Below are 12,761 nucleotides of genomic sequence, written 5' to 3' on the forward strand. Positions count from 1 at the left end.
TTTTTTGCGCCGCACGTGCCCGCGTGAACCGCGCCGCAAAAAAGAAAAAGCCCGCGCGAAGCGGGCTAAATGAAAGACTTCCACCGATGCCTCTCGAAAGAGGCCATCAAAGTGTAGGCGCGTTTTCGCCGCGCACCAACTCGTTCATATTTCAGCCTATTACAGACGGTTGGGCCACATACACCGGGCGAACGCCAATTGCTTCCTGGCGGTTTTTGACTACCATCAAATTACATCCTGCCCCGAGTTTTTCCCCGACCATGCTCACCCGCACACGTCACCTTCGCTGCCTAACCGGACGCCGTGTGCGCGGCACGCTGCTCGCAGTGGCGCTGGGCATCGCCGTGGCCGGCTGCACCATCACGCCACCGCCGCGCGCGACCGTATCGACGCCCGCGGCCGCCGTCAACAGCGCGACGCTCGATCAATACCGCGATGCCGTGGCCAGGCGCATCATCGAACGCAACCCGTCTTATGTCCTGCGCGGCACGCCGCAAGCGATGCTGCGCTCGCTGGTGGTGGTGTCGTTTACGGTCGATAGCAACGGCCACGTGGTGGAGTCGTCGGTGTATCGCACCAACGGCGACGACGAAGCCGAGAGCACCGCGCTCGCCACCTTGCGGCGCGCCGCGCCGCTGCCCCAACCGCCCGGCAAATTGCTGAACGGCCGTGGTCAGCTCGAGCTATTCGAAGACTGGCTTTTCAACGACAACGGCAAATTCCAGCTTCGCGAGTTCGCCTCGCCTCAAGCGCAGACCATCGATTGAGCGCGGTTCGTTTCGTGCAAAGCACGCGGCGAACCCGGCGCCGCCTTGCCGCGGCGCGGCCGCGCTCGCTATAATTTTCCGATTCCCTGCGCCGGAGCCTTCCGGCATGGCTCTCGCTGCCTGCTCACCCGCGGCGTGGCAAGAGCCCGATAGCAGCGCCGCCGCGCCATCCGCGAGCACCGCCTGCTTGATGCACGATGCGCGCGCCGCTGCCCTGATCGCAAATCATCAAGGCGTCGCACCGCACCGGCCACCTTACCTTGCTCGCTTCAAGCATCCCGCCTAGGTTATTCGCCTGGTTGGAACGCTTTCGCGGGCTGCCGTTGTAAGCTGTCGCATCGTCGCCCGCGCCGCGCGTGGCCACCCACCGGTCCGCGACCGACGCGAGGCGCACGAACCTGAACAAAGACGCCGCCCACACACGCGCACCACCGGCTCACGAACCGGGCGCCCAACGGCATCACGACACATGGAGACCCTGCATGTCCACTTCGCCGATTTCCGCGACCCAGCCCAATGCGGCCGGGCAGAACAAGAGTTCGCGGATCATCTTCGCGAGCTTTATCGGCACCGCGATCGAGTTCTACGATTTCTACGTCTATGCGACTGCCGCGGCGCTCGTCATCGGACCGGTGTTTTTCCCGCACGGCTCGGCGACGGCGCAGGCCTTGTCGGCCTTCGTCACGTTCGGCATCGCCTTCGTGGCGCGGCCGATCGGCTCGTTCCTGTTCGGCCACTTCGGCGACCGGATCGGCCGTAAGTCGACGCTGGTGGCGTCGCTGTTGGTGATGGGGCTGTCCACCACGCTGATCGGTTTCGTGCCGGGCTACGACTCGATCGGCAGCCTCGCGCCGATCCTCTTGTGCATCTTGCGCTTCGGCCAGGGCATCGGCCTCGGCGGCGAATGGGGCGGCGCGGCGCTGCTCGCCACCGAGAACGCACCGGCCGGCAAACGCGGCTGGTTTGGCATGTTCCCGCAACTCGGGCCGTCGATCGGCTTTCTGGCTTCCAACGGGCTGTTCTTCGCGCTGGCGCTGTCCCTGAGCGACGAACAATTCCGCAGTTGGGGCTGGCGCGTGCCGTTCCTCGTGAGCGCGGTGCTGGTCGCGCTCGGCTTGTACGTGCGCTTGAAAATCGCCGAGACGCCGGCGTTCCAGGCGGCGATCGACCGTCAGGAACGCGTGAAGGTGCCGATCGCCACGCTGCTGTCGCAACACTGGCGGCCGACTTTGCTCGGCGCGCTCGCGATGGTGGTCTGCTACACGCTGTTCTACAACGCCACCACGTTTTCGCTGTCGTACGGCGTCTCCGTGCTGCATATTCCGCGGCCGACGTTCCTCGGCCTGCTGTGCATCGCGGTAGTGTTCATGGCGCTCGCCACGCCGCTGTCGGCGTGGGCAAGCGACCGCTATGGGCGCAAGCCGGTGCTGATCGTCGGTATCATCGCGGCGATCCTGTCGGGCTTCACGATGGCGCCGCTGCTCGGTAGCGGACAGACATCGCTGGTGCTGCTGTTTCTCGTCATCGAACTGTTCCTGATGGGCGTGACCTTCGCGCCGATGGGCGCGCTGCTGCCGGAGTTGTTCCCGACCAACGTGCGCTATACCGGCGCGGGTGTGGCGTATAACCTCGGTGGGATTCTCGGCGCGTCCGTCGCGCCGTATATCGCCCAGATGCTCGCCGCGCGCGGCGGGCTGCCTTGGGTCGGCGCGTATGTGTCGATCGCCGCGGCCGTCAGCATGATCGGCGTGCTGTGCATGCGAGAAACGCGCGACACACAGCTGATGTAACGAGAGGCGCCAGTATCGGCGCCTTGACTCTTCGCTCGATGCCGCCCGGCGCGCGATTCTCACGCCACGGCGGCATCGGCCACCTCTTCCACCTCCCGCCGCTTCACGCCCTCCGCTTGCCGAGCATTCCTGAGTAAATTCCCTGCCTTGCGCGTCTTTTTGACATGCCTATACTCGACTCAAATAACCCTATCAGTAGCAGGGAGGCACGGATGAACGTTCATCTTCACAACGCGGATGTCGTGATGATCATTGCGCTGGCGCTGCTATGTTCGCTGTTGCTTGCATTGCGCTTTCGGCCGGCGACATGGAAAGGCATCGTCGTGGAAGCGCTGGCCGCGAATGCCGCTGCCATCGCCGCGGTCGTCGCGTTTGAAATGCTGCTGGCCTGACGCGGGCGGATGCCGCAGCGCCATGACAGGCGCCGCGGCGCTCAGCCCGGACGATTACCGGTAGTAATACCCGCCGTGATGGTAGTAACCGCCGCCGCCGTAGTAGCCCGGTGCCGGCGCGACGATGCAGCCGCCGAGTGCCGTTGCGAGTAGCGTGCCTGCGATCAGGCTGAGGATCAAACGTTTCATATTGTTCTCCATCGAGTCAGAGTCATTCGAGCCGAAACCCCGAATGACTCGATTGAACACGACGGCGCGTCGCGCGAGCGTTGCGATTTGTAAGGGAAGATCACCAAGGTGTTACATGATCGACGCGCGCAACACGCTGCGTCCGAGCACGATCACGACGAATTCACATCAGGGGAAAAACACCGCCTATACTGGTTTGAACGTGTCAGTCCGGCGCGTGCCTTGCTGGCGGCGTATACGCGGCGCAAGGTGAAGATGCCGGATAGCGTGCAGACGAATGCGCGCACCGCGCCAGCGCCTTTGGCGACGTGAAAAATGCGCGAGTTGGCAATTAGGCACTCAACGAAAAGCGACAGATTTAACAGGCGTGTAATGTGCGACGCCTTTTTGGATCGGCGGCTGCGGGGAAGCCGAAGCGCTGCACGACACCGTGCGGACATTCGCATCCATACCCCGCAGATGAACCTGAGATGAACCCGGCCGGCCGCCAGACGGCGGTCGTCGCGTCATCACTGAGCACGTGTGCGTTGTCACCGCTCAGTGCGTACCGGATGTGTTGTTTGCAACGATTCCTCTCCGCCCGCTGTTCCCCGACACGGGCGTTTTCGGAGGCGTTACGAGGCAGCGCTCATTTGCTTGAGCGGACTGCGCGTCACGCCTCTTTTCTTTTCGAGCAAACGATTGCGCAGGATCGCCCCGCGAGAAGACGCGCTCAGACGGCAGCGGACCCGTGCTGTACAGCGACGTCGTGCGTCTCGGTGTGAACGTAGTCGATCGCCTCGAGCGCGGCGCTGATGGGCGGCACTGACTGGCCGTCGCCGATGGAGATGGAGCGGAACGGCGATTCGATGCCGAAATGCGACGGCGGGGTCGCCACGAAGATCATCACAGTGCGCTTCTGCAGCGCGTGCGCGAGATGGACAAAGCCGGTGTCGGTGCCGATCACCAGCGAGCACGCGTCGATCATCTGCGCGATTTCCGTCACGCTCAGTTTCGGCAGGACGGTCGCGCCCGGCAATTGCGATGCGATCTGCTCCGCTTCGAGCCGCTCGCCTTCCGAGCCCCACGGCAGCACCAGTTGAAAACCGCGCTGCGTCAGCTCGCGGCCGATCGCCACCCAATGGCTCACAGGCCATTTCTTGTCGTCTTTCGAGGTGGCGTGAAAGAACGCCGCGACCGGGGCGCCGTTCGACTCGAACGGAAGCGTGGCCGGCTCCGGCAGCCGCAGATTGAAGACAGCCGGGCCTTCTATCTCGTAGCCCAGCGCCTCGCCCGCGCTGATACGCATGCCATGCCACGCATTGCATTTCGGACGCGGGCCGAATCGCCCGGTATAAGCGAACGCGGCGCCCTGCTCGCCCAGATCCGGAGCCTGGTAGCCGATGCGCCGCGACGAGCGCGCCAGAAACGCAATGATCGCGCTCTTGTACACGCCTTGAATGTCGATGATGAAATCGTAGCGATAGGCGCGCAGTTCGGCGATGGACGCCCAGATCGATTTGAAATCGGCCCAGCGGCGCGCTTTCTTGAAGCGGCGCAACGGCGCGCACAGCACGCGGTCCACGTTCTGGCTCCAGTGCACCACTTCGGCGAATGCTTCGTCGGCGGCCCAATCCACCTGAACGCCAGGAAACGCGCGTTTGATATCGGCGACCACCGGCAGGGCCTGCACGATATCGCCGAGCGAAGTGACCTTGACGATAAGGACGCGCTTCATTGAAGACCTATCAGTTGTTCGAACATCAAAGCATTTTAGCCGACGAATCGGATAATCATTGCCGAACGAGGCTGCGTGGTTCGGTCATTAATGCAGCGGGCTACGTCCAGCGGCTTACACGCAGCCCTTTTACACCATTTCAAAATACTTTCATACCGGTTTATGGACCCGGCGCGCCTTATACTGCAGCCTTTGCGCCAGCATTCGCTCATGTCCCGGCCCAACCCGCTCCGATCTTCCGCCATCGTTCGACGCGCGAGGCGACTCTGGCGCCAATATGGCATCTTCTGGCTCGGCGCGATTGCGGTCGGGCTCGTCGCGGTGCTGTACGCGAGACTGATCGACTGGGGCTACGGCGAGTTCCGCTCCGTGCAGCAACGGCATGTGTGGGCGCCCTTGATCATCACGCCCGCGGTCGCCGCGCTCGCCGTCTGGCTCACGCGCAAATTCTTCCGCGGCGCCGAAGGCAGCGGTATTCCGCAGGTCATCGCCACCCTTCACTCGAAACCCAGCGAATACGGCGCGCGGCTGCTGTCGTTTCGAATTCTGTTCGGCAAGATCGTCGTGTCGTTTCTGGCGATTCTCGGCGGCTTGACGATCGGCCGCGAAGGACCGACCGTGCAGGTCGGCGCCGCACTGATGTTCAATCTGCGGCGGCTCTATCCACGCTCGAACGCGCTGATCGAGCGGCAACTGGTGCTGGCCGGCGCGGCGGCGGGTTTGTCCGCGGCGTTCAATACGCCGCTCGCCGGCATCGTCTTCGCAATCGAGGAATTGACGCGCAGCTTCGAGGCGCGCGCGAGCGGCGTGCTGATCACCGCGATCATCATCGCCGGCGTGATCGCACTCGGCATCAATGGCAACTACACCTATTTCGGCACCATTCAGATCGGCGCGCACTTTCCTAATGTGCTGGCGCTCGCGGTGCTGCTCACGGCGATCGTCACCGGCCTCGCGGGCGGTTTGTTCGGCTGGCTGCTGCTGAATACCGCGCGCTGGATTCCGGCGCCGCTGCATCAGTTGCACAGCGAGCGGCCGGTTGCGTTCGCCGCGCTGTGCGGGTTGGTGATCGCGGTGGTCGGCCTGATTTCGGGCGGCACGACCTTCGGCAGCGGCTACGCGGAAGCGCGCGGCTTGCTCGACGGGCACGAGCAGTTGTCGGTGTTCTATCCGTTCATGAAAATGATCTCCATGGTCGGCTCGTATCTGCCGGGCATTCCGGGCGGCATCTTCGCGCCGTCGCTGTCGATCGGCGCGGGTTTCGGCGATCTGCTGCACAGAGTATTCCGCTCGATGGATCTGCCGATGCTGATCGCGCTCGGCATGGTCGGCTATCTGGCCGCCGTCACGCAGTCGCCGATCACCTCCTTCGTGATCGTGATGGAGATGATCAACGGACACGCATTGGTGATCTCGCTGATGGCCACCGCGTTGATTTCGAGCCGCGTGTCGCGGCTGTTCGCGCCGCCGCTGTATGAGTCGCTGGCGGCGCGCTATATGGCGCCGCTGCCGCAGCCCGCGCCCGCGCCAACACCGGAAGTGCCGGAAGTCGAAGCGCCGGATCCGGCCGCGGTGCAAGCTGACGGTGAGCCGCCCAGCGCGGATGCCGGCAGTGGCGCTCCGCAAGTCGACGCGCCCGGTCCGGTTGTAGAGAAAGCCGACAGCGAGCCTGCTGTAAACGCCGGTGGCAGCGCTCCGCAACTCGACACGCCCGGTCCGGCCGCTGCGCGAGTCGATGGCGAGCCGTCCGCCGAAGACGCCGACGGCGGCGCACCGCGTCAGTAAACGACGACGGCTGGCGCACGCAGATACACCGGCCGCGCCGGCACGACGACACAGCCGGCCAGCATGACCGCCAGCACGGCGATCAGAAGCAGATTCTTTTGCATCACATGGTTTCCTGAAGCGCGCGCAGGCGAGCGCTTCGCCGAATGCGTGCGCGGCGACTGCGTTTGTCTGTGCTTGTCGAAATGGAAGGAGCGGCAAGCGCGGTATTCACCACGCCGTGCCGCGTACTGTGTGAGCCTGTGGCGTTACGCCCAGTGGCCTTGAACCCAGTGATAGTTCGGGCCGTGCGCGACCCAGTGGCCCGGCACCAGTGATAGCCGACACGTTCGGCTTGCCAGTGACCGCCAACCCACACATAGCGGCCGTGATCCCAGCGCCAATGACCGTGATCCCACACGTAGCCGACGCGCGGCGCCGGCACGGCTTCGTAGCGCACCGGCGGCGGCGCGGACGGCGCGATCACGACGACTTCCGCGGCCGAAGCCGATGCCACGGCGGCTGCGCCGGCAGCGATCAATACGGTGTTGGCAAGCAGCAAACGAAAGGTCTTGTTCATGTTTCCCCTCTGTAGGTGAACACCGAAGGCGGCGTTATCCGTTTAATGCGCGAGGGAACGAAGCGGCTGACCGTGGCCGTGTAACGCCACACGCTGAAGTGCAACGGATTATTTCGACGCGCGGCCGACACGCGCGAGAAAGCCCACGCACGCGCGCACGAACACAGGGGAAGTCGGAATAACGAAGAGGCACAACAGAGCAACGCAATCGCGCCACACTGCATCACGTCATCTCGACGCAACGCAGCGAAGCGCGCAGCACGTCATAAGAAACCGGCCGCGAGAGGAAACAGACCTTGAGCGATCAGGCCTGCGGTATTTCGATCTTGACCTCGAGCACTTCGAGATCGTCCTGACGTTCGAGACTCACGCGAATATCGTCATTGGAAATCTTCACATACTTCGAGATCACGGCCACCAGTTCGCGTTGCAACGCAGGCAGATAATCGGCAGGCGCATGGCCGCCGGCGCGCTCATGCGCGATGATCAACTGCAGGCGCTCCTTCGCTACCGATGCGGACTTCTTCTTCTCGCCCAGCAAAAACGAAAGAATCGACATTACGTGCGCTCCCCTTACTTGGTGCCGAAGAGGCGCTGCAGCAGCCCGGGCTTCTGGTAGTCGGTAAAGCGAAGCGACTTCTGCTCGCCGAGGAAACGCGACACGACGTCTTTATAGGCTTCGGCCACATCGGTGCCGTCCAGGTGCACCGCCGGCAAGCCCTGGTTCGATGCGTGCAGCACCGCTTCCGATTCCGGAATCACGCCGATCAGATCGATGCGCAGGATTTCCTGGATATCGGTCAGCGACAGCATTTCGCCTTCGCTGACGCGCTTGGGGTTGTAGCGGGTGATCAGCAGGTGTTCCTTGATCGGTTCCTTGCTTTCGATTGCGCGCTTGGTCTTCGACGACAGGATGCCCAGAATGCGGTCCGAGTCGCGCACCGACGAGACTTCCGGATTCGTCACGATCAGCGCTTCGTCGGCGAAATGCATGGCGAGCAGCGCGCCCGATTCGATACCGGCCGGCGAATCGCAGACGATGAATTCGAAGTCCATCGCGATCAGGTCGTTGATGACCTTCTCGACGCCTTCCATCGTCAGGGCGTCTTTATCACGCGTCTGCGAGGCCGGGAGGATAAAGAGGTTCTCGCACTTCTTGTCCTTGATGAGCGCCTGGTTCAGATTGGCTTCGCCCTGGATCACATTGATCAGGTCATACACCACGCGGCGTTCACAACCCATGATGAGGTCGAGGTTACGCAGGCCGACGTCGAAGTCGATCACGGCGGTTTTGCTGCCACGCAGTGCGAGGGCCGATGCAAAACTCGCGCTCGTGGTCGTCTTGCCCACGCCACCCTTGCCCGAAGTCACCACAATGATTTTTGCCATTACCCTTACCTTGTGTTCGTCAAATTCGTCAATTATGTGCGGCCATATTTGCCGTGAAACGCAGCGTGCCGGAATTGATTGAGGCAGCGCGCTTCACGTCGCTTAGGTGAGCCGCAGCGGTTCGATCATCAACTTTTCTTCTTCGAGCCAGATCTGCACCGGCTTGCCGAGGACATCCGCCGGCAAAGGGTTCTCAGTCGTTCGATAGATGCCTGCGATCGAGATGAGTTCCGGCTCGAGACACGTGCAGAAAATGCGCGCGTCGTGATTGCCTTGCACGCCGGCCAACGCCCGGCCGCGCAGCGGCGCGTAAATATGGATGTTGCCTTCCGCGATCACTTCCGCGCCGTAGCTCACGAGGCCGAGCACGACCAGGTCGCCCTTGGCGTAAATGCGCTGGCCGGAGCGCAGCGGCTTGTCGACCACCATGGTTTGCGACGACGTGGCGAGCCGCACCGGCTCCGCGGCGGGAGCGGGCTCGACGGCGGCGGCCGTGGCCGGCGTGCCGCTTTCCGGCGTGGCGGCGGCGAGCTCGAACAGATCGGTCGGCGGCGCAGCCGTGGCGGCGGTGACGACCGGCGCCGCTGCGGCGGCGCTGTCTTCGTCTCCGGACTTGGCGGCGTTAGTGGCGCCACGGCGGTCGCGAGCTTCGAGCAGCGGCAACTGCGACTCCGCCGCCCACGCTTGCTGCGCGTTGGCGACCACGCCGACCGGGCGCATGCGCACGCTGTCGAGCAGTTGCGCGATGTCGGCGAGCGGCACGCGTTCGTTCTCGGCGAGACGGCGCACGTCGATTGCGACGACGTCGTTAGCGAAAAATTCGGGGGTCGCCTCGAAGCGCCGGGTCAGTTCGGCACGCATGGCGTCGAGGTCGGTTGTCTTGACCACGAACAGGAGCGTGTCGACAGAGCCGCTGCGAAGTTCGAAAAAGGGCGATTTCTTGGGCGACATAGCGTTCGGCAAAAAATTTTGCGTATTTTACAGGCGTCGACGCGCGCGGCCAGCTTTTTTGCCGGGAGAACGGGCCGCGGCGATGACGACGCGGCCCTGCACAGGCAACGCGACGGCCTCGCCGTGGCCATTCAGGCCGCGCGTCGTGCCGATGACCCGGCGACAGACCCTGAAGAGACGCGGAAGGGAATCGAGCGGCAGACTGTTGCGCCGCTCGCGAGATCACTGCTGAAATACCTGGGACGTGGTCGGCACGTGGCGCACCAGCAGGCTTTCGGCCTGATCCGGCGCACGCATGACGCGGCGGTGTTCGCCCGTCGGACCGAAGCCGAGCGCCTCGTAAAAGCGCATGGCATTGCGGTTGGCGTCGGCGACCCACGCATAGATTTCCGTGGCGCCTTCATTTGAGAGCCACGCGGCGGCCGAGTCGACCAGCAGCTCGCCACCCCGCAGATGACGCACGGCCGGCGCCACCCACAGTTCGCAGACGAATGCGCGGCGCGCCGCGGTGTCGTCGAAGTGCGCTTCGATCAGTCCCGCTGGATGGCCCTCGGTGTAGAGGATGAAGGCGGTGACGGTGAAGGAAACCGCGTGATCCGCGGCGGTGGCATCGAAACTGGCGGCGTCGGCCGACAACGCGTCCTCGAGCGTGGCGCCGAAGGCATAGGGCGCCTCCCGCAGCGACGCAGTACGGAGTTCGCGGAAAACAGCGCCCTGATCAGCGGCGATACGGCGAACGGTCAATGACGGACTCATGCAGACGAAAACCCCTTGAAACCCTAAGGCGTAGCTTTAACCGAACCGGCGCGAGAGTCAAATCATTCTTTACCGGAATGTGGCACGCGCCGCAGGAATCTCCTTGGGAGGGTACATATGGAGCGTATCCAGACTCAGCAGCATGTCGCGCGGCCGCCCCCGACGCATGTGGCCGGACGCAGTACGCGCCACGCATGGTCATGGCGCTTCGTAGCTACCGGTGCCGTCCGGCCATGGTGTCAGCAGTTCATAGCCGTCGTCGGTCACCGCGATCATGTGTTCCCATTGCGCCGACAACGAACGGTCCTTGGTGACAACGGTCCAGCCGTCGCGCTGGACCGCGGTGCCGGCGCGGCCGGCGTTGATCATCGGCTCGATCGTGAAGACCATGCCCGGCTTCAGACGCACGCCCTGCCCCGGCTGGCCGTAGTGCAGCACTTGCGGGTCTTCGTGGTAGACCTTGCCGATGCCGTGCCCGCAATAGTCGCGCACGATCGAGAAGCCGTCGCGCTGCGCGACCTGCTGAATCGCATGGCCCACATCGCCGAGCGTGGCGCCCGGCTTCACTTCGCGGATGCCGGCGAGCATTGCTTCATAGGTTGTGTCGATCAGCTGGCGCGCCACCGTGCTCGGCTGGCCGACGCAATACATGCGGCTCGTGTCGCCGAAGTAGCCGTCCTTGATGATCGCGACGTCGATATTGATGATGTCGCCGTCCTTCAGGATCTCGCCGCGATTCGGAATGCCGTGGCACACCACCGAGTTGACCGAGGTGCAGACCGTCTTCGGAAAACCCAAATAGCCGACATTTGCCGGAATCGACTTTTGCGTGTTGACAATGTAGTCGTTGCACAGTGCGTCCAGTTCGTCGGTGGAGACACCGGCCTTGACGTGCTCGCCGATCATCGCCAGCACGTCGGCCGCGAGGCGGCCGGAAATGCGCAGCTTGGCGATGTCGTCGGGAGTCTTGTAGGTAATGGCCATGAATTCGGTCGATGTGGGTCGAATGGGAGGTCGATGTTCAATCGATCGGCCAATTGTACAGAGGATCGCCGCCGAGCCTCCGCGAGCCGCGCTAGACTCGCCGCGCCGGGGATTTCGTGGCGACGTTTTCCGGAAGAATGGAGGCTTCTTTGCGTCCGCGTTTTTGGGTCGTCGCGTCGCGTGAGAAGCAGATGTCCGCGGCATCGGCATGCGAACCATTTGAGGAGCATGGCCCTGTCGGAGTCCGGCGACAAATCAGCATGACTTATTGATGCATTCGATCGAAGCACATCGCGTCTGCATCCGCTCGTGCGGTTCACGCGTACATGGTTCGGAAGCCTCTCTTCGGACGGACCCGACTCTCATGCCTCGACGCCTGCTTACCTTGACCGCCGCGCTGGCGCTCGCCGCTCTCGGCGGCTGCAGCGCCGCCGGCGTGCTCAACGCCGCCGTATCGCACAAGCATTTCCGCGCCGAGAACGGCGTTGCTTATGGCAACGCGCCGCGCCAGAAACTCGACGTGTACGTGCCCACCGGCGACGCGCCGTCAGCCGCTTCTTCACAGGGCCGCCCGGTCGTGGTGTTCTTCTACGGCGGCAGTTGGCAGAGCGGTTCGCGCAGCAGCTATCTGTTCGTCGGCGCTGCCTTGGCCTCGCGCGGCTTCATCGCCGTGCTGCCGGACTATCGGACGTGGCCCGACACCGCCTTCCCCGGCTTCGTCGACGATGCGGCCACGGCCGTGCGCTGGGCACGCGATCACGCGGCCGAGTTCGGCGGCGACCCGTCGCGAATCTTCCTGATGGGACATTCGGCGGGCGCGCATATCGTGATGCTGCTCGCCACCGACGGCCGCTATCTCGCCGCGCAGCAGATAAGCAAAAGCGACATCAGCGGCGTGATCGGCCTGGCTGGTCCCTATGATTTTTTGCCGTTGCACGACGCCACGCTCGAGGAAATTTTCCCGCCCGCGTTGCGCGCCGCGAGTCAGCCGATCGACTTTGTCGTTGGCGACGAGCCGCCGATGTTCCTCGCCGCAGGCCAGCGCGATACAACCGTCGATCCTGGCAACACCGATAGGCTAGCGGCGAAACTGCGTGCATCGGGCGACGCGGATGTCGAAGTGAAGCACTATCCGCGCGTCGGGCACGCGCTGCTGGTGGGCGCGTTTGCCGGGCCGTTGCGCGGCTTCGCACCGGTGCTCGATGATGCAAGCGCGTTTATCGATGCGCAGGCGAACAATGAAGCGCGGCGTTCGTGTGACGGTGCGGGTGGTGTGCAATCGTTGCCTGCCTCTTCCGATGCGCAGGGCAACGTTTATCAGATGCGCCGGCAGCGCGCGAAGGCAGCTACTGCGTCGTGTGACGGTTCGGCGTCCGCCGCCGACACCGATTGCCGGAAGCAAAGCAACCTGGGCCACAACGAATAAACACCGCTGCAACGCAGCCGCACAGCGACGGCGGGCTTGCGGGCGATGCTGCCGGT

The 12,761-nt window shown here is 63.7% G+C and carries 12 protein-coding genes and 1 pseudogene; 5 read left to right on the forward strand and 8 right to left on the reverse strand.

The features are described 5' to 3' along the window. Positions 1 to 260: 260 nt before the first annotated feature. The 3 genes from PQR42_RS13900 to PQR42_RS13910 all read left to right on the forward strand — a co-directional run bounded on the left by PQR42_RS13900 (position 261) and on the right by PQR42_RS13910 (position 2,949). A complete protein-coding gene (locus tag PQR42_RS13900; RefSeq protein ID WP_408385509.1) occupies positions 261 to 767 on the forward strand; it encodes an energy transducer TonB family protein in 507 nt (168 codons plus the stop codon). A gap of 482 nt (positions 768 to 1,249) precedes the next feature. Next, a complete protein-coding gene (locus PQR42_RS13905) occupies positions 1,250 to 2,557 on the forward strand; it encodes an MFS transporter (protein ID WP_408385507.1) in 1,308 nt (435 codons plus the stop codon). Between the two features lie 212 nt (positions 2,558 to 2,769). Continuing rightward, entirely contained in the window at positions 2,770 to 2,949 is a 180-nt protein-coding gene (locus PQR42_RS13910; RefSeq protein WP_132375620.1) for a hypothetical protein, read from the forward strand. A gap of 54 nt (positions 2,950 to 3,003) precedes the next feature. Here PQR42_RS13910 and PQR42_RS13915 read toward each other — a convergent pair whose 3' ends face one another. Further along, positions 3,004 to 3,138, reverse strand: a complete 135-nt coding sequence (locus PQR42_RS13915) for a hypothetical protein (protein WP_012432108.1) — start codon at positions 3,136 to 3,138, stop codon at positions 3,004 to 3,006. A 712-nt stretch (positions 3,139 to 3,850) separates the two neighbouring features. Then, a complete protein-coding gene (gene waaC / locus PQR42_RS13920) occupies positions 3,851 to 4,855 on the reverse strand; it encodes a lipopolysaccharide heptosyltransferase I (RefSeq protein WP_408210043.1) in 1,005 nt (334 codons plus the stop codon). Between the two features lie 210 nt (positions 4,856 to 5,065). Here waaC and PQR42_RS13925 point away from each other — a divergent pair, with 210 nt between their 5' ends. Then, positions 5,066 to 6,640: a chloride channel protein gene (locus PQR42_RS13925; RefSeq protein ID WP_408210040.1), complete on the forward strand. Its 1,575-nt coding sequence runs from the start codon at positions 5,066 to 5,068 to the stop codon at positions 6,638 to 6,640. Positions 6,641 to 6,888: 248 nt separating this feature from the next. Here PQR42_RS13925 and PQR42_RS13930 read toward each other — a convergent pair. The 6 genes and pseudogenes from PQR42_RS13930 to map all read right to left on the reverse strand — a co-directional run bounded on the left by PQR42_RS13930 (position 6,889) and on the right by map (position 11,279). Continuing rightward, positions 6,889 to 7,199: pseudogene (locus PQR42_RS13930) on the reverse strand (YXWGXW repeat-containing protein). A 304-nt stretch (positions 7,200 to 7,503) separates the two neighbouring features. After that, positions 7,504 to 7,758 carry a cell division topological specificity factor MinE gene (gene minE, locus PQR42_RS13935; protein ID WP_091796304.1) on the reverse strand — a complete coding sequence of 85 codons (255 nt, stop codon included), beginning with the start codon at positions 7,756 to 7,758 and terminating at the stop codon, positions 7,504 to 7,506. Between the two features lie 14 nt (positions 7,759 to 7,772). Next, on the reverse strand, positions 7,773 to 8,588 hold the full coding sequence (gene minD / locus PQR42_RS13940; protein WP_063495093.1) for a septum site-determining protein MinD: 816 nt from the start codon (positions 8,586 to 8,588) through the stop codon (positions 7,773 to 7,775). A gap of 102 nt (positions 8,589 to 8,690) precedes the next feature. Further along, on the reverse strand, positions 8,691 to 9,539 hold the full coding sequence (gene minC, locus PQR42_RS13945; RefSeq protein ID WP_408385506.1) for a septum site-determining protein MinC: 849 nt from the start codon (positions 9,537 to 9,539) through the stop codon (positions 8,691 to 8,693). A 222-nt stretch (positions 9,540 to 9,761) separates the two neighbouring features. After that, positions 9,762 to 10,295, reverse strand: a complete 534-nt coding sequence (locus PQR42_RS13950) for a GNAT family N-acetyltransferase (protein WP_408210032.1) — start codon at positions 10,293 to 10,295, stop codon at positions 9,762 to 9,764. A gap of 198 nt (positions 10,296 to 10,493) precedes the next feature. After that, the gene (gene map / locus PQR42_RS13955) at positions 10,494 to 11,279 is read right to left on the reverse strand and encodes a type I methionyl aminopeptidase (RefSeq protein ID WP_408385504.1); all 786 of its coding nucleotides are present in this window, start codon (positions 11,277 to 11,279) and stop codon (positions 10,494 to 10,496) included. Positions 11,280 to 11,643: 364 nt separating this feature from the next. Here map and PQR42_RS13960 point away from each other — a divergent pair, with 364 nt between their 5' ends. After that, on the forward strand, positions 11,644 to 12,705 hold the full coding sequence (locus PQR42_RS13960; protein ID WP_408385502.1) for an alpha/beta hydrolase: 1,062 nt from the start codon (positions 11,644 to 11,646) through the stop codon (positions 12,703 to 12,705). Positions 12,706 to 12,761 lie beyond the last annotated feature (56 nt).

It is taken from the genome of Paraburkholderia sediminicola (genome assembly GCF_046027355.1).
GTDB lineage: Bacteria > Pseudomonadota > Gammaproteobacteria > Burkholderiales > Burkholderiaceae > Paraburkholderia > Paraburkholderia sediminicola_B.